Below are 15,656 nucleotides of genomic sequence, written 5' to 3'. Positions count from 1 at the left end.
GTGGACGCGAAGCAGATCGAGGGCGACCTCGCGCTGGACCAGACGTACATCCCCGAGGCCGACATCCAGGCCCGCCTCCGAGAGCTCGCCGCTGAGATCGCGCGCGACTACGAGGGCGAGGACCTGCTGCTCGTCGGCGTGCTCAAGGGTGCGGTCATGGTGATGGCCGACCTTGCCCGTGCTCTCGAGCGCGACGTCGAGATGGACTGGATGGCGGTCACCTCGTACGGGTCGGGCACGACCTCGTCCGGCGTCGTACGGATCCTCAAGGACCTCGACACCGACCTCTCGGGCCGGCACGTCCTGATCGTCGAGGACATCATCGACTCGGGCCTCACGCTGTCGTGGCTGACGTCCAACCTGCGCTCGCGCAAGCCGGCCTCGGTCGAGATCTGCACGCTGCTGCGCAAGCCTGAGGCGCTCAAGATGGCCGTCGACGTCAAGTACGTCGGTTTCGAGATCCCCAACGCCTTCGTGGTCGGCTACGGGCTCGACTACGACGAGCGCTACCGCAACCTGCGCGACATCGCGACGCTCGCTCCGCACGTCTACTCCTGACCCAAGCAGCCGTCACGGAGCAAGATCCGCGCGGCTTCTGGGAACATGTGGACGGGTGCCAGACGTTGAAGCACCGGGGGACAAGACTCGCCCTGCCTTCATGGCGAGGGCGTGTACCGTCGGTTCCCGTACCCATTCCTACGCAGGAGGAGCGAGGCGCGGCCTCGGATCATGGACGTCAAACGCATCTTCAAGGGCCCGTGGCTCTGGATCATCATCAGTGTCATCGCGGTTCTGGCCCTGCTCCAGCTGGTGTCGTCCAACAGCGGCTATCAAGAGGTCAAGACCGCGACGATGGTGCGGTACTTCGAGCAGGGCAAGGTCGCCGAGGCGACCTTCGTCGGCGCCGGCGACAACGAGATCCGCGCCACGCTCGACGATGACAAGAAGGTGCGCGCCAACTGGCTCGGCGACCAGGGCAACCAGCTGCGCAAGCTTGCGGATGAGAGCGTCTCCGACAAGGAGATGAAGACGTACGACGTCGATATCCCCAAGCCGAGCTTCCTCGGCAACCTGCTCGGACTCCTGCTGCCGTTCGCGCTGATCTTCCTGCTGTTCATCTTCTTGATGAACTCGATGCAGGGCGGCGGCGGACGCGTCATGCAGTTCGCGAAGTCCAAGGCCAAGCTCATCTCCAAGGACACGCCGCAGACGACCTTCGCCGACGTCGCGGGTGCGGACGAGGCCGTCGAGGAGCTCGGCGAGATCAAGGAGTTCCTGGCCGACCCACAGAAGTTCCAGGCGGTCGGTGCCAAGATCCCCAAGGGCGTCCTCCTGTACGGCCCTCCCGGCACCGGCAAGACCCTCCTCGCGCGCGCCGTGGCCGGCGAGGCGGGCGTGCCGTTCTACTCGATCTCGGGCTCGGACTTCGTCGAGATGTTCGTCGGTGTCGGTGCGAGCCGTGTCCGTGACCTGTTCGAGCAGGCCAAGGAGAACGCGCCCGCGATCGTCTTCATCGACGAGATCGACGCCGTCGGGCGTCACCGTGGCGCTGGCCTCGGCGGCGGGCACGACGAGCGCGAGCAGACGCTCAACCAGCTGCTCGTCGAGATGGACGGCTTCGACGTCCGCGGCGGCGTGATCCTCATCGCCGCCACCAACCGTCCCGACGTCCTCGACCCAGCGCTGCTGCGCCCGGGCCGGTTCGACCGCCAGATCGCGGTCGAGGCGCCCGACCTCAAGGGCCGTCTGCAGATCTTGCAGGTCCACTCGCGCGGCAAGCCGCTGGCGCCCGACGTCGACCTCGAGTCGGTTGCGCGGCGCACGCCCGGCTTCTCCGGCGCCGACCTCGCCAACGTCCTCAACGAGGCTGCGCTGCTCACCGCCCGCAGCAACCAGGCGCTGATCGACAACCACATGCTCGACGAGGCCATCGACCGCGTCGTCGCTGGCCCGCAGAAGCGGACCCGCCTCATGAGCGAGCACGAGCGCAAGATCACCGCGTACCACGAGGGTGGCCACGCACTGGTCGCCGCAGCGCTGCCCGGCAGCGACCCCGTGCACAAGATCACGATCATGCCGCGAGGCCGTGCCCTCGGTTACACGATGGTGCTGCCCGACGAGGACAAGTACAGCCAGACGCGTGCCGAGATGCTCGACAAGCTGGCCTACATGATGGGCGGTCGCGCCGCCGAGGAGCTCGTCTTCCACAACCCGACGACCGGCGCCGCCAACGACATCGAGAAGGCGACCAACCTCGCTCGCGCGATGGTCACCCAGTACGGCATGACCGAGCGGATCGGTGCCGTGCGCCTCGGCGAGAACGGCTCGGAGCCGTTCCTCGGCCGCGACATCGGCCACTCGCGCAACTACTCCGAGGAGCTTGCGGCGATCGTCGACGAAGAGGTGACCAAGTTCATCAGCTACGCCCACCAGGAGGCGTTCGACATCCTCGCCGAGAACCGCGCCGTCCTCGACGACCTGGTGCTCGCGCTGCTCGAGAAGGAGACGCTCAACAAGGCCGAGGTCGCCGCGATCTTCGAGTCGCTCAAGCGTCGGTCCGCGCGTCCGGCGTGGACCGGTTCGGAGACCCGCAAGCCGTCGTCGTTGCCGCCGGTGCTCTCCCCGAAGGAGATCAACGGCCACGAGCCCGAGCGTGACGGCGACGAGGGCACGATCGTCCTCGCGCCCGGTCAAGGTGGCACCGACCTGCACGGCCCGGGTTCCGACCCGGCGGGAGGAACGCCCGAGCCGCCGTCGCCCGGAGCGCACTGACGTGGCGCAGGCCGAGAGCGGGGCGCTGCCCGAGTTCGACACGCCGCGTGCCGAGGCCGCGATCCGTGAGCTCCTCGCCGCGATCGGGGAGGACCCTCACCGCGACGGGCTCAAGGACACGCCGGAGCGGGTCGCCCGCGCCTACAAGGAGATCTTCGCCGGCATGCGCCGGGATCCCCAGGAGGCGCTGTCGCGCACCTTCGAGGTCGACCACGACGAGATGATCCTGGTCAAGGACATCGAGCTGTGGTCGATGTGCGAGCACCACCTCGTGCCGTTCACGGGGGTCGCGCACGTCGGCTACATCCCCGCCGAGGACGGCCGCGTGGTCGGGCTGTCCAAGCTCGCGCGGCTCGTCGACGTGTACGCCCGCCGCCCGCAGGTGCAGGAGCGGCTGACCACGCAGATCGCGGACGCGCTGACCGAGACCTTGCGCCCGCTCGGTGTGATCGTCCAGATCGAGGCCGAGCACCTGTGCATGACGATGCGCGGCGTCCGCAAGCCCGGGGCCAAGACGATCACCAGCGCCGTACGCGGACAGCTGCGCGATCCTGCGACCCGGGCCGAGGCGATGGCCCTGATCACGGGCCGCTGATGTTTGCGCGTCGCGTGGTGCCGCTGCTCCCCGACGCGGGTCGGTGCCAGGTGATGGGCGTCGTGAACGTCACCCCCGACTCGTTCTCGGACGGGGGGCTGTGGCTCGACGCCGACGACGCGGTCCGTCACGGCCTCGAGCTCGTCGCCGCCGGTGCCGACCTCGTCGATGTGGGCGGCGAGTCGACCCGTCCCGGGGCCCAGCGCGTCGACGCGGCCACCGAGCTGGCGCGGGTCGAGCCGGTCGTCCGTGCTCTTGTGGAGCGCGGTGTCGTCGTCTCTGTCGACACCATGCGCGCCGAGGTCGCGGAGCGTGCTGTCGCCGCAGGTGCGCGGGTCATCAACGACGTCTCCGGCGGGCTCGCCGACCCCGACATCCTCGAGGTGGCCGCGCGCACCGGTGTCCCGTACGTCGTCATGCACTGGCGAGGGCACTCCGACACGATGCAGGGCGACGCCGCGACGCACTACGACGATCTCGTGCCCGACGTCGTCGACGAGCTGGGCAGCGCCGTCGACCTCGCGCTCGCCAAGGGGGTCCGGCCCGAGCAGGTCGTGGTCGATCCCGGCATCGGCTTCTCCAAGCGAGGCCCCCAGAACTGGACCGTCCTCGCTCACCTCGAGGCGTTCGCCTCGCTCGGCTATCCGCTGCTGGTCGCGGCGAGCCGCAAGCGGTTCCTCGGCGAGCTGCTCGCGGACGACGACGGCCTGCGGCCTCCGAGGGAGCGCGACTCCGCGACGGTCGCGACCACTGCGCTAGCGGCGGCGGCGGGCGCGTGGTGCGTGCGTGTCCACGACGTCGCGCCCAACGCCGACGCCGTGCGCGTCGCCGAGCGGTGGCGCGATGGCTGAGCGGCGTGACCCGGTCCTCGTGACCCACCAGGCGTTCTACGACGCGATCGAGCACGGTGACCTCGACCTCATGTCGTCGCTGTGGCTGCCCGGCGAGGACACGGTGTGTGTGCACCCTGGCGCCGAGCCGATCCTCGGCCGTGGCGCGATCCTGCGGTCGTTCGCGATGCTCATGGCCAACGTCGGCTACATCCAGTTCATCCTCACCGACGTCGAGGTGCGGCGTCGTGACGGCATCGCGATCGTGTCGTGCGTCGAGAACGTGCTCTCCGAGGCCGAAGGCGAGGCGCCCACGGTGTTCGCCGGCGGGCGCGGCGTCGCGACCGACGTCCTCGTCGAGACCGCGACCGGGTGGAAGCTCTGGTCGCACCACTCCGGGCCGGTGATGGAGGGATGACCGTGCCGAGCGGACTGGACCGGATCACCGTGACCGGGATCGAGGCGTACGGCTACCACGGCCTGCTCGCGTTCGAGCGCGACCGGGGCCAGCGGTTCGTCGTCGACGTCGTGCTCGGGCTGGACCTCGGGCGTGCGGCGGAGACAGGGGACTTAGAAGCGTCGGTTCATTACGGTACGTTGTCGGAGAGGGTCGCGGACGCCGTGGCGTCGGACCCCGTGGACCTGATCGAGACGCTCGCTCTCCGCATCCTCGGGATCTGCTTCGGTTTCGCACCGGTGCAGTGGGCGAGCGTCACGGTTCACAAGCCGGATGCACCGATACCGGTGACGTTCTCGGACGTCGCCGTGACGATAGAGCGGAGTCGTACGTGACCGAGACGCCCAACCCACACATCCCCGACGCGGACACGATGACCGGGGGCATGCGCCCGATCCGGCAGGCCGTGATCGCGGTCGGGTCCAACCTGGGGGAGCGGCTCAACAACGTCCAGGGTGCCGTCGCCGCGCTTGCCGACACGCCGGAGGTCACGGTCGTGTCGGTGTCGTCGGTCTACGAGACGGTGCCGGTCGGCGCGCCCGCGGGCTCGCGCGACTTCCTCAACGCCGCCGTCCTCATCGACACCACGCTGACCGTGCACACGCTGCTCGACCGCTGCCTCGCGATCGAGGACGCGTTCGGTCGCGAGCGCGGTGAGAAGAACGCGCCGCGCACGCTCGACGTCGACCTCATCGTCGTCGGTGACCGCGTCGCGCACGACGACCGACTGACGCTCCCGCACCCGCGTGCCCACGAGCGTGCGTTCGTGCTGATGCCGTGGCTCGAGCTCGACCTCGAGGGCGAGATCCCCGGCAAGGGCTACGTCGTCGACCTCGCGCAGGGTCTCGACACCTCCGGCGTCACGCGGCGCGAGGACCTCGAGATCCTCGTCTGATCTGATGGCTCGCCGTCCGCTGCGCCGGTCGTCAGCAGTCCAGCTCGCCGTCCTCGGAGTCGTCGGTCTGGCTGTCGGACGAGCGATGCGTCCCTTCCTGGAGTGGCGCGACTCCGTCGTCCCCACGGTCTCGTGGGTCGCCGCGGGCACGATGCTCTTCCTCGCCGCGATCCTCGGTGTGCTCGCATGGACGACCTTCCAGTCGCTCCACCGCGAGCGGCGGACGATGCACGCGACGCGAGCGCTGCGGCTGCTCGCGCTCGCCAAGGCCTCGGCGATCGTGACGGCGCTGATCGCCGGCTACTACGTCGGGTTCGCGTTGTCGTTCGCGGGCGACATGGAGCTCGCGCTGCCCCGTGAACGGGTGGTCAGGTCTGCCGCTGCGGCCATCGCCGCACTCGTGGCGCTGGCCGCCGCGCTCGCCCTCGAGCGCGCGTGCGAGGTGCCCCACGATGACGAGGATTCCGACGAGGCCGCGCAGGCCTGAACGCTTGGTGTCGGTAGGCCAGAACGGGTCTTCCGTAGCGTAGGGTTCTCACCATGTCGAACGATCGCCGCCGCCAGCGCTCCGTGCGCATCCTCGCCGCCAGCCTCATGCTGGCGGCTTCTGCCGTCTTCGTCGCCGTCGCAGTCGTGTCGGCCTCGCAGGGGGTGCTGGTCGCGGCGTCGGTGACAGCGGTGATCGTCGGAGTCGCAGCGGCCCGGGTCATCGCCGACGAGGTCCTCACCACCCGTCGCGCATGGTTCAAGGACCGCGCCGAGCAGGCTCAGGCATACCGCGACATCTCGGTCGACCGGACCCGCGAGAACATGGAGTTCATCGAGGCCGTGAACGAGACGCTCTCGATCACCACCAGGCGCATCACCGAGCTCAACGGCACCCTTCGTCTCGCCGAGGCGCGCGCCGACGAGTCCGACGCGCGCCGCGAGGAGCTGCAGCGCGAGGTCGAGACGCTGCGCACCGACGGCGACGACGAGGCGGCGCCGAGCACGATGACGCTGTGGGACGGCGCCGACGTGCCGACGATCGTCGACCTGCTCAGCTGGGAGGCGACCGCCGCTGCGCGTGCGCAGGCGGCCGACGAGGCCGCCGATGCGGTGGCCGAGGACAAGGATGCCAAGGACGCCGTCGAGGAGCTTCCCGAGGCCAAGGAGGCCTGAGCCGGCTCAGGCTCACGGGGCGCTGGACGGCTCCGTCGTCCGTACGGACCGGCGCAGCGCCGCGTGCAGCGACTCCGGTGTGAGGACGCCTAGGAAGCGTCGGTCGTCGTCGAGGACGGCAACCCACCCGGCGTCGTAGCGCAGCATCACCGACCACGCCTCCTTGAGCGTGGCGTTGCGGTGCAGCGTGGCCTCCATCGGTCGCGCGCGCAGGGTCTCGGCGGTGGTGAGGTGCTCGGCGGCAACCCACCCCACAAGACGCTCGGACTCGTCGACGACGATCGCCCACGGCACGTCCGCCCGCGCGGCACGGCGGCGAACCTCATCGAGCGGCGTGTCCACGCGGACGACGGGCGCCTCCTCGAGCTCGTCGACGTCGATCGGTGTGACGGCGAGGCGTCGAAGCCCTCGGTCGGCGCCGACGAACTCCGCGACGAAGTCGTCGGCCGGCGCACCGAGGACGGCCGCAGGAGAGTCGTACTGGCGGAGGTCGCCGCCGTTGGCGAGCACCGCGACCCGGTCGCCCAGGCGCACCGCCTCGTCGATGTCGTGGGTGACGAGCAGGACGGTCTTGCCGAGCTCGTGCTGGAGGCGGAGGAACTCGTCCTGAAGACGCCCGCGGACGATCGGGTCGACGGCGCCGAACGGCTCGTCCATCAGCAGCACGGGCGGGTCCGCGGCGAGCGCGCGCGCGACACCGACGCGCTGTCGCTGCCCGCCGGAGAGCTGGTGCGGGTAGCGACCGGCGTACGCGGCAGGGTCGAGGCCGACGAGGTCGAGCAGCTCGTCGGCGCGGGCCCGTGCCCGCTTGCGGTCCCAGTGCAGCAGAGTCGGCACGGTCGCGACGTTCTCGCGGACGCTCTGGTGCGGGAACAGCCCGACCTGCTGGATGACGTAGCCGATGCCGCGCCGTAGAGCGACCGGATCGGCCTTCATGATGTCCTGCCCGTCCAGGAGGATGCGGCCCGACGTGGGCTCGATGAGGCGGTTCACCATCTTGAGCGTGGTCGACTTGCCGCAGCCCGACGGGCCGACGAGAGCGACGAGCGACCCCTGAGGGACGGACAGCGAGAGTTCACGTACGGCGACGGAGCCGTCGTCGTACCGCTTGCCGACGCCTTCGAGCACGATCATCGCGTCCTCGGTACGGTGCATGTCGTGAGCCTAGCCGTCGGCGCGACCTCGTCCGCACTCCTCGCGGCCGACCCACCGTGCTACGCACGCAGCGTCAACGCATGGGTGTGCCCGGAGTACGTGGAGCGCTATGCGCCGGAGCTGGTCGACGCGACGATCCAGCACCTCATGCTGACCGTGGCGTCGGTGGCGCTCGGGCTCGTGCTCGCCGTCGCGCTCGCACTGGTGGCACGCAACCGGCCGAGGATGCGCTCGCTGCTCATGGGGAGCACCACGATCGTCTACACGATCCCGTCGCTGGCGATGTTCTCGCTGCTCGCGCAGGCGACCGGGCTGAGTCCGACCACGGTGATCGTGGGCCTTGGCCTCTACTCGCTCGCGATCCTCGTCCGCAACGTCCTTGCCGGTCTCGACGCCGTGCCCGCCGAGGTGGTCGAGGCGGCGACAGGGCTCGGGTACGGGCGCCTGCGGCTGCTGACCCGCGTCGAGGCGCCTCTCGCGGTGCCGATCGTCATGGCAGGCCTGCGGGTCGCCACGGTTTCGACGGTGGCGATGGTGACGCTCGGCACGATCGTCGCGTACGGAGGCCTCGGCAACATGCTCGCCAACGGGATCGACGACAGCTTCAAGGCGCAGGTCTTCACGACGAGCGTGCTGTGCGTCGTCCTCGCCGTGCTCCTCGACCTGCTTCTGGTGGCCTTCACCCGCATGGTCACTCCCTGGACGAGGGGGGTGGCGACATGAACGAGCTCGGCGAGGCGTTCGCGTTCCTCCTCGACCCGGCCAGCTGGACGGGCACCGACGGTCTTGGCAAGCAGCTGACCGAGCAGGCGCTCCTCACGGTGACCGCACTGCTGGTCGTCGCGGTCGTGGGGCTGCCGCTCGGACTGTGGCTGGGGCACCGAGGACGCGGCGGGACGTTCGCGATCAACGTCTCCAACGTCGGTCGGGCGATCCCCGTGTTCGCCGTGCTCGCGCTGCTGTCCCTCGGTCCGGTCGGGACGGCCGTCCTTGGGCCGTACGGGCGTGCCGGCATGGCGACGCTGATCGCTCTGGTGCTGTTCGGGCTGCCCCCGGTGATCACCAACGCGTACGTGGGGGTGCGCGAGGTTGACCCCGAGGTGGTGGAGGCCGCGCGCGGCACCGGGATGAGCGAGTGGCAGGTGTTCCGTACCGTCGAGCTGCCGCTGGCTGCGCGGCTGGTCGCGAACGGTGTACGCCTCGCGGTCGTCCAGCTGTGGGCGACGGCCACCATCGCAGCCCTGGTCGCGGGACCGGGGCTCGGCAACACCATCACGTACGGGTTCAGCAACAACACGTACAGGTACGTCATCGGCGGGGCGATCGTCGTCGCGCTGGGTGCCCTCGTCCTCGAGGGGATCGCCGCGCTCGTCGAGCGGGCGGTCGACCCGATGCGCCGTGTCAGAGGTTCCGGCGATGATGGTCTGGTCCAGACACCGCAGATCACGACACCGTAGAAGCCATCGCGGCCGCCGGTCGTGACGACGAAAGGGACTCCATGGACAGCACGACACTGCGCCGCGTCCGCCGCGCAGCAGCCACTCTCGCCTGCGCCGCCGCGCTGGTCGCCCTGCCCGCCTGTGGTGGGGACGACCCCGACCCGGAGTCGGGGGTCAGGTCCAAGGGCCCGGTGACCGTGTCCGGCCAGAACTTCACAGAGATGCAGATCCTCGCCGAGCTGTACGGGCAGATGCTCGAGGACGAGGGCTACGACGTCACCCAGAAGCTCGTCGACACCCGCGCGGTCTACATGGACCAGCTCTCGAGCAACAAGGTTCAGGTCGTCCCGGAATACCTCGCCGGGATCGGCGACTACCTCAACACCCAGGCCAACGGGCCCTCGGCGAAGCCGGTGACCAGCAACAACGTCGAGCAGACCCTCGATGCGGTCAACACGCTCGCCGAGAGCGTCGGCATCACGCTGCTCGAGCCGGCCGCGGCGACCGACCAGAACGCCTACGCGGTCACGGAGGACTTCGCCAAGGAGCACGATCTGACCACGCTGTCCGACCTCGCGGCTTCCAAGGTGCCGGTCAAGCTCGCGGCGGCCCAGGACTGCAAGGACCGCCAGGACTGCGCCAAGGGGCTGCGTGAGGTCTACGGCATCGACATCACCGAGGTCCTGCCGCTCGGCTTCGGCAGCCGCGAGGGCAAGGACGCCGCGACCAGCGGTGAGGTCCAGCTCGTGCAGGTCGCGACGACCGACGGTGCTCTCGAGGACGACGGGCTGGTGCTGCTCGAGGACGACAAGGGCCTTCAGCCCGCACAGAACCTGATCCCTGCCGTCAACACGGAGTTCCTGGACGACAACCCGACGGTCGCGACCGCTCTCAACGAGCTCTCCACGGCGCTGACCACCGAGGATCTGGCCGAGCTCAACGTCAAGGTCGACATCGACCGCGAGAAGCCTGCCGACGTCGCCAAGGAGTACTTGGAGGATCAGGGCCTGCTGGGCTAGGCGCGCAGGCGACCGTCAGGCCGGCTCGTCCAGGCGGACGAGCTGGCACGGTCCGCCGAGATAGATCCCGCCGTCGATGTCGAGGACGAGCCCGTCCGCGTAGAGCACGGGCTCGTCCTGCGGCGTCACGGTGCCTCCGCGGATGAGGGCGCCGATCGTGTGGCCGTGCACGATCCGGCGCCCGCCCAGCGCCTCGAGCATGCGGGTCGCCGTCTCGACGCCGTCCTCCCGTGCGAACGCGTAGCGCGAGGTCAGCCGCCGCCACATCTCCCACCACGTGTCGAGGTCGGGCATCTGCAGCTCCGCACGGACGGCGGCGTTGATCTCGTCGACGGCATCGCCCCACAGGAGGTAGGCGGTGGTGTCGGAGTGGAGGAGGAGCTGGTCGGCGTCCTGGCCGAGCGCGGGGCGCGTGGTGAGCCAGTCGAGGTGACGCTCCTCGAGACGTTCGAGGTCACTCACGATGCCGCCGTTGCCGAACCAGTTCGCCTCGAAGCTGTATCGGTTGTCGCCCGGGACCGGTGTCGGGCCGTACCGGTGCATGCCGAGCATGAGGATCTCGTGGTTGCCGAGCAGCGCGGTCACCTCGCCGCCGGCCTGCTCCGCCTCGTCCTCGAGGCGCATCGCCAGCTCGATCACGCCGACCCCGTCCGGGCCGCGGTCGACGTAGTCGCCGAGGAGCCACAGACGTGCGTCACCGCCTGCCCAGTGGCCGTCTTCGAACAGGCCCGCAGCAGTCAGCGTTGCCTCCAGCTCGTCGCGGTGCCCATGGATGTCGCTCGCCGCCCAGACCTCTCCCACCCCCCGACCCTAGGGCGATCCGCGCGAGGCGGCCCGTCGAGGGTCGGTGGGCGCTACTTGTCGATGTCGCCGACGACGAAGAACATCGAGCCGAGGATCGAGATCAGATCGGCCACGACGCAGCCTCGTACGACCTCGGGCAGGACCGCGATGTTGTTGAACGACGCCGAGCGCAGCTTGAGACGCCACGGCGTCTTCTCGCCGCGCGAGACGAGGTAGTAGCCGTTGATGCCGAGCGGGTTCTCGGTCCAGACGTACGTCGACCCCTCGGGTGCCTTCACGATCTTGGGGAGCTTCACATTGATCGGACCCTGCGGAAGGTCGCGCATCCGCGCGACGCAGGCATCGGCGAGATCGAGCGAGACCCGCACCTGGTCCATCAGGCACGAGAACCGCGCATAGCTGTCGCCCTCGGTCCGAGTCACGACCTTCAGGTGCTTGTCGGCGGCCAGGTCGGCGTACGCGAGGTAGGGCACGTCGCGGCGCAGGTCGAAGTCGACACCAGACGCGCGAGCGATCGGCCCGGAGACTCCGTACGCGTGGACGAGGTCGGGACTGAGAACGCCGACGCCCTTGGTCCGGGCCGCGAAGATCTCGTTGTCGAGGAGCATGTCCTCGATCTGGCCGAGACGGCCCCGTACGGCGCCGACGGCGGAGGTGACGCGGTCGAGCCAACCGGCCGGGAGGTCCTCCTTGAGCCCACCGACGCGGTTGAACATGTAGTGCATCCGGCCCCCGGAGATCTCCTCCATGACCTCCTGGATCGTCTCGCGCTCGCGGGTCGCATAGAACAGCGGCGTGATCGCGCCGAGCTCGAGGGGGTAGGAGCCGAGGAAGAGCAGGTGGTTGAGGACGCGGTTGAGCTCGGCCAGCAGCGTACGGGCCCAGGTCGCGCGCTCGGGCACCTCGAGCCCGAGCATCCGCTCGACCGCGAGGACCACACCGAGCTCGGAGGAGAACGCCGACAGCCAGTCGTGGCGGTTGGCGAGCACGAGGATCTGGCGGTAGTCGCGGACCTCGAAGAGCTTCTCGACGCCGCGGTGCATGTAGCCGACGATCGGCTCGCACCCGACGATCCGCTCACCGTCGAGGGTGAGGCGCAGCCGGAGCACACCGTGGGTCGCCGGATGCTGCGGGCCGACGTTGAGGACCATGTCGGCCGTGCCGAGATCGATGCCGCCGCCCCGCTCGTGACCGAACCCGGCGGCACCCGCGCCGACGCCGACGGTGAGGCGGGTCGGGGTGCCGGGCTGGTCGCCTCCGGGCTCGCTCACGGACATGCCGTTCAGCCTAGCGGCGCGGGCGCCGCGAGCGAGCCCGGTGCGCCTCAGCAGCTCTCGAGCGGTGTCCCGTCGGCGACACGCCACTCGGAGCGCTCGTCGAACATCAGCGGGACGAGCGCGCGGTTGGCCTGCGCGAGGCTCACGACGTACGAGTCGGCAGCCCGCGTGGCCTTGAGGTCGTGCAGGTCGAGTGCCTGACGTACCTGCGCGAAGACCTCGGGCGTGATCCGGTAGCCGCACATCGGTTCCGGCTCGACCTGCTCGGGGAGGGTCGGCACCATGTCGTCCTGCCCGCCGAAGTAGACGATGCCGCCCTGCGACGCCCCCAGGTCGATCGCCCGCTCGGCGGCCGCCGCCGTCTCGCGCGCGAGCGTCCGGCGGTTCTCCGCGATCATCTGCGCCGAACCGAGCGCGCTGGCGTAGTTCGTGTCGACTCGTCGGTTGTTGAGGACACGGACGTCGGCCGCCTCGTCGTCGTTGAGCGGACGGGTGGCCGTCTCGCTCAGCATGCCGACGACGTTGACGAGCCCAGCGTAGTTGCGCAGGATGCGCACCTGCTCGTCACCGGCGACCTGGAGGAACGGCTCGCCGTCCTTGACGTAGTGACCGTAGATGCCGGCTGTGAAGCCTTCGTCGCGGGCCTGAGCGGCGGAGTACTCCTCGCTCATCTCCTCACTCAGGCTGTGGATGGTGTCGTCGACGTTGCGGTTGCGCGGCCAGAGGTGGAGGAGGTCGGTCCGGTAGTACTCGCTCGGACCGTACTCGTGGAGGTCGTTGAGCACGTCGGGGTTCCAGTCGCGGATCACCTTCGTGATGGCACGGGCCTCGGGCGTCGCGAGCCCGAGGTAGTCGCGGTTCACGTCGACGCGGTCGGCGTTGCCGCGGGTGTTGGCGACCCAGCCGTCCGGGTTGGCGTTGACGAAGAGCACCGTCGTACGCGAGAGGAGCCGGGTGACGGTGGAGGACTTGCTCGTGGCGAGGTCACGCGCGAGCTTCATGCAGGCCTCACGGCCGGACGGCTCGTTGCCGTGCACCGAGCAGACGAACATCGCGACGGAGCCCTCTGCGGCCTTCGCTTGGTTCTTCGGTGCGGGGGCGCCGATCGAGACGAGCTGGAGCGGGCGGCCCTGCGTCGTACGTCCGATGTCGCTGACCGAGACCCGCTTGCTGGACTGGTCGAGCTGGCGGTAGAACGCGAGCGACTCCGGGTGGGTCGTCCACTGCGCACCACCCGACCTCTCGAACGGGGTCTGCAGAGTGGCCGGCGCCTTGCCCGCGGCTGCGGTGAGGGCCTTCTCGAGGGAGTCGTCGCGCTGGTCGGCGCCGGCCGACGTCCCGCTTGCGGCGAGGAGCGATCCTGCCAGCGCCGCTCCCGCGGCAGTGGCGAGGACCTTGGACCAGGGGATGGGTCGTGTGGAGCGCAAGGGTGTTCCTTTCGCTGGTGGCAGACCGTGCCCGAGCGACGTGCTGTCCTCGCGGTTGCCACGTGAGGTTCCGCTCACGTTCGTGGACCGGAGCAGGCTCGGCAACCCGAGTTCGTGAAAATCGAAGACAAGATGGGCGTTGAGATGTTAAAAGGTCGCTCCCAGGTCACACCTTCGGAGGTTGCGATGCGCAGCACGATGCAAGACGTCCCGCTCGGGCTAGGCCGGCTCATGCAGTACGGCACGACCGTGCACGCCGAGGCCACGGTCGTGACGGCGACGGCCGACGGCACGAGAACGACCACGTACGGCGAGATCGGACGTCGCGCGGCCCGCCTCGCACGCGTCCTGCGCCGCCTCGGCGTGACCGGGGACCAACGGGTCGGCACGTTTATGTGGAACAACGCCGAGCACCTGGAGGCCTATCTCGCGGTCCCGTCGATGGGGGCCGTGCTCCACACGATCAACATCCGGCTGTTCCCAGAGCAGGTCACCTATGTCGTCAACCACGCCGAGGACTCCGTCGTCCTCGTCGACGCGTCGCTCGTGACACCGTTCGCGCCGCTGCTGCCGACGTTCGAGACCGTCACGCACGTGCTCGTGACCGGGCCCGGCTCCGACACGATCGACCTCGCTCCTCTGCAGACGTCGGGCAAGGCCGTGCTCCGGTACGAGGACGCGCTCGCGCTCGAACCCGACTGGTTCGCGTGGCCCGAGATCGACGAGCGTGCCGCGGCGGCGATGTGCTACACGAGCGGCACCACCGGCAACCCGAAGGGTGTCGTCTACAGCCACCGTTCGGCGTACCTGCACTCTATGGCGATGGCGATGGGCGACAACGCCGGCATCGGGCCGAACGATCGCGTCCTCCCAGTGGTGCCGATGTTCCACGCGAACGCCTGGGGCCTCCCGTACGCGGCCGTCCTCGTCGGCGCCTCGCTCGTGATGCCGGACCGGTGGCTCCAGGCCGAGCCGCTGGTGCGGTTGATCGAGGAGACGCGTCCCACGCTCACGGGCGGGGTGCCGACGATCTTCAACGACGTCCTCGGCTGGGTGGACGAGCACCCGGCCGACCTCACCTCGCTCAGGCTCGCCCTCTGCGGTGGGTCCGCGGTGCCGCTCTCGCTGCAGCAGGCGCTGTGGGAGAGGCACGGTGTGCGCGTCCAGCAGGCGTGGGGGATGACCGAGACCTCACCCGTGGCGACCTCGGGCATGCCGCCGGTCGGCGTCGCCGACGAGGAGGCCTGGCGATACCGCGCGAGCCAGGGCAGGATGCTCGGCGGGGTCGAGGGACGTCTCGTCGGCGACGACGGGCAACCGCTGCCGCACGATGGGGAGGCGGTCGGCGAGCTCGAGGTGCGCGGCCCGTGGATCACCGGCGCCTACCACCGCGACGACGACCCGGAGAAGTTCCGCGACGGGTGGCTGCGGACCGGCGACGTCGGCACGATCGATCCGCGCGGCTACGTCACGCTCACCGACCGCGCGAAGGACGTCATCAAGTCCGGCGGGGAGTGGATCTCTTCGGTCGACCTCGAGAACGCGCTCATGGCCCACCCCGATGTCGTCGAGGCCGCGGTCGTCGGGATCCCGGACGAGAAGTGGCAGGAGCGCCCGCTCGCGACCGTCGTGGTCCGGGCGGGTGCGACGGTCACACCGAAGGACCTGCGCGAGCACCTGTCGGGCTCGGTCGCGAAGTGGCAGCTGCCCGACGCGTGGACGTTCGTCGAGGCGGTCCCGCGGACCTCGGTCGGCAAGTTCGACAAGAAGGTGCTCCGCAAGGCGTACGCCGACGGCGACCTGGAGGTCGTACGGGGGGAGTGAC

At 69.7% G+C, this 15,656-nt stretch carries 17 protein-coding genes; 13 read left to right on the top strand and 4 right to left on the bottom strand.

Annotated features, from left to right (window positions below; genetic code table 11):
- The first annotated feature begins 15 nt into the window (after nucleotides 1–15).
- The 9 genes from hpt (at nucleotide 16) to HCT63_RS14610 (ending at nucleotide 6,710) form a co-directional block, all read left to right on the top strand.
- A complete protein-coding gene (hpt, locus tag HCT63_RS14650; protein ID WP_347877948.1) occupies nucleotides 16–558 on the top strand; it encodes a hypoxanthine phosphoribosyltransferase in 543 nt (180 codons plus the stop codon).
- Nucleotides 559–729: 171 nt separating this feature from the next.
- The gene (ftsH, locus tag HCT63_RS14645) at nucleotides 730–2,772 is read left to right on the top strand and encodes an ATP-dependent zinc metalloprotease FtsH (protein WP_167006242.1); all 2,043 of its coding nucleotides are present in this window, start codon (nucleotides 730–732) and stop codon (nucleotides 2,770–2,772) included.
- A gap of 1 nt (nucleotide 2,773) precedes the next feature.
- Nucleotides 2,774–3,367: a GTP cyclohydrolase I FolE gene (gene folE, locus HCT63_RS14640; RefSeq protein ID WP_167006239.1), complete on the top strand. Its 594-nt coding sequence runs from the start codon at nucleotides 2,774–2,776 to the stop codon at nucleotides 3,365–3,367.
- Nucleotides 3,367–4,218, top strand: coding sequence for a dihydropteroate synthase (gene folP, locus HCT63_RS14635; protein ID WP_243843045.1), 852 nt, complete (start codon nucleotides 3,367–3,369; stop codon nucleotides 4,216–4,218). The genes folE and folP overlap by 1 nt, the downstream gene beginning before the upstream one ends.
- Complete coding sequence (locus HCT63_RS14630) at nucleotides 4,211–4,615, top strand: nuclear transport factor 2 family protein (protein WP_167006236.1); 405 nt, start codon at nucleotides 4,211–4,213, stop codon at nucleotides 4,613–4,615. The genes folP and HCT63_RS14630 overlap by 8 nt, the downstream gene beginning before the upstream one ends.
- Entirely contained in the window at nucleotides 4,612–4,989 is a 378-nt protein-coding gene (gene folB, locus HCT63_RS14625; protein ID WP_167006233.1) for a dihydroneopterin aldolase, read from the top strand. The genes HCT63_RS14630 and folB overlap by 4 nt, the downstream gene beginning before the upstream one ends.
- On the top strand, nucleotides 4,986–5,549 hold the full coding sequence (gene folK, locus HCT63_RS14620) for a 2-amino-4-hydroxy-6-hydroxymethyldihydropteridine diphosphokinase (protein WP_167006230.1): 564 nt from the start codon (nucleotides 4,986–4,988) through the stop codon (nucleotides 5,547–5,549). Before folB ends, folK begins: the two co-directional genes overlap by 4 nt.
- Nucleotides 5,550–5,553: 4 nt before the next feature.
- Complete coding sequence (locus HCT63_RS14615) at nucleotides 5,554–6,036, top strand: DUF3180 domain-containing protein (RefSeq protein ID WP_167006227.1); 483 nt, start codon at nucleotides 5,554–5,556, stop codon at nucleotides 6,034–6,036.
- Nucleotides 6,037–6,089: 53 nt separating this feature from the next.
- Complete coding sequence (locus HCT63_RS14610; protein WP_167006224.1) at nucleotides 6,090–6,710, top strand: hypothetical protein; 621 nt, start codon at nucleotides 6,090–6,092, stop codon at nucleotides 6,708–6,710.
- Nucleotides 6,711–6,722: 12 nt separating this feature from the next.
- Here HCT63_RS14610 and HCT63_RS14605 read toward each other — a convergent pair whose 3' ends face one another.
- Nucleotides 6,723–7,844, bottom strand: coding sequence for a betaine/proline/choline family ABC transporter ATP-binding protein (locus HCT63_RS14605; protein ID WP_167007181.1), 1,122 nt, complete (start codon nucleotides 7,842–7,844; stop codon nucleotides 6,723–6,725).
- A 24-nt stretch (nucleotides 7,845–7,868) separates the two neighbouring features.
- Between HCT63_RS14605 and HCT63_RS14600 the strand changes: the two genes are divergently transcribed.
- The 3 genes from HCT63_RS14600 to HCT63_RS14590 are packed head-to-tail and all read left to right on the top strand — an operon-like array spanning nucleotide 7,869 to nucleotide 10,323.
- On the top strand, nucleotides 7,869–8,588 hold the full coding sequence (locus HCT63_RS14600) for an ABC transporter permease subunit (RefSeq protein WP_208322446.1): 720 nt from the start codon (nucleotides 7,869–7,871) through the stop codon (nucleotides 8,586–8,588).
- Nucleotides 8,585–9,322: an ABC transporter permease gene (locus HCT63_RS14595; RefSeq protein WP_167006222.1), complete on the top strand. Its 738-nt coding sequence runs from the start codon at nucleotides 8,585–8,587 to the stop codon at nucleotides 9,320–9,322. The genes HCT63_RS14600 and HCT63_RS14595 overlap by 4 nt, the downstream gene beginning before the upstream one ends.
- 41 nt (nucleotides 9,323–9,363) lie before the next feature.
- A complete protein-coding gene (locus HCT63_RS14590; RefSeq protein ID WP_167006219.1) occupies nucleotides 9,364–10,323 on the top strand; it encodes an ABC transporter substrate-binding protein in 960 nt (319 codons plus the stop codon).
- 15 nt (nucleotides 10,324–10,338) lie between these two features.
- On the opposite strand, the gene HCT63_RS14585 is transcribed toward HCT63_RS14590, so the two are convergent.
- Genes HCT63_RS14585 through HCT63_RS14575 form a run of 3 tightly spaced genes read right to left on the bottom strand, consistent with a single transcriptional unit; the run spans nucleotide 10,339 to nucleotide 13,831 of the window.
- Entirely contained in the window at nucleotides 10,339–11,124 is a 786-nt protein-coding gene (locus HCT63_RS14585) for a metallophosphoesterase (protein WP_167006216.1), read from the bottom strand.
- 53 nt (nucleotides 11,125–11,177) lie between these two features.
- On the bottom strand, nucleotides 11,178–12,404 hold the full coding sequence (locus HCT63_RS14580; protein ID WP_167006214.1) for an NADH-quinone oxidoreductase subunit D: 1,227 nt from the start codon (nucleotides 12,402–12,404) through the stop codon (nucleotides 11,178–11,180).
- Between the two features lie 47 nt (nucleotides 12,405–12,451).
- Nucleotides 12,452–13,831 carry a M14 family zinc carboxypeptidase gene (locus tag HCT63_RS14575; RefSeq protein WP_167006212.1) on the bottom strand — a complete coding sequence of 460 codons (1,380 nt, stop codon included), beginning with the start codon at nucleotides 13,829–13,831 and terminating at the stop codon, nucleotides 12,452–12,454.
- A 186-nt stretch (nucleotides 13,832–14,017) separates the two neighbouring features.
- Between HCT63_RS14575 and HCT63_RS14570 the strand changes: the two genes are divergently transcribed.
- Nucleotides 14,018–15,655, top strand: a complete 1,638-nt coding sequence (locus HCT63_RS14570; protein ID WP_167006210.1) for a long-chain fatty acid--CoA ligase — start codon at nucleotides 14,018–14,020, stop codon at nucleotides 15,653–15,655.
- Nucleotide 15,656: the final 1 nt, after the last annotated feature.

This window comes from Mumia sp. ZJ430 (assembly GCF_011751845.1).
Lineage (GTDB): Bacteria > Actinomycetota > Actinomycetes > Propionibacteriales > Nocardioidaceae > Mumia.
This window is presented reverse-complemented; position numbering and strand designations above follow the sequence as displayed.

Bases quoted from the DNA above. Each gene is read 5' to 3' on its own strand.
- HCT63_RS14615 (WP_167006227.1), top strand. From the start codon at position 5,554: ATGGCTCGCCGTCCGCTGCGCCGGTCGTCAGCAGTCCAGCTCGCCGTC.
- HCT63_RS14610 (WP_167006224.1), top strand. From the start codon at position 6,090: ATGTCGAACGATCGCCGCCGCCAGCGCTCCGTGCGCATCCTCGCCGCC.
- HCT63_RS14630 (WP_167006236.1), top strand. From the start codon at position 4,211: ATGGCTGAGCGGCGTGACCCGGTCCTCGTGACCCACCAGGCGTTCTAC.
- HCT63_RS14605 (WP_167007181.1), bottom strand. From the start codon at position 7,844: ATGATCGTGCTCGAAGGCGTCGGCAAGCGGTACGACGACGGCTCCGTC.
- ftsH (WP_167006242.1), top strand. From the start codon at position 730: ATGGACGTCAAACGCATCTTCAAGGGCCCGTGGCTCTGGATCATCATC.
- folB (WP_167006233.1), top strand. From the start codon at position 4,612: ATGACCGTGCCGAGCGGACTGGACCGGATCACCGTGACCGGGATCGAG.
- HCT63_RS14580 (WP_167006214.1), bottom strand. From the start codon at position 12,404: ATGTCCGTGAGCGAGCCCGGAGGCGACCAGCCCGGCACCCCGACCCGC.
- HCT63_RS14570 (WP_167006210.1), top strand. From the start codon at position 14,018: ATGCGCAGCACGATGCAAGACGTCCCGCTCGGGCTAGGCCGGCTCATG.
- HCT63_RS14595 (WP_167006222.1), top strand. From the start codon at position 8,585: ATGAACGAGCTCGGCGAGGCGTTCGCGTTCCTCCTCGACCCGGCCAGC.
- HCT63_RS14590 (WP_167006219.1), top strand. From the start codon at position 9,364: ATGGACAGCACGACACTGCGCCGCGTCCGCCGCGCAGCAGCCACTCTC.
- folP (WP_243843045.1), top strand. From the start codon at position 3,367: ATGTTTGCGCGTCGCGTGGTGCCGCTGCTCCCCGACGCGGGTCGGTGC.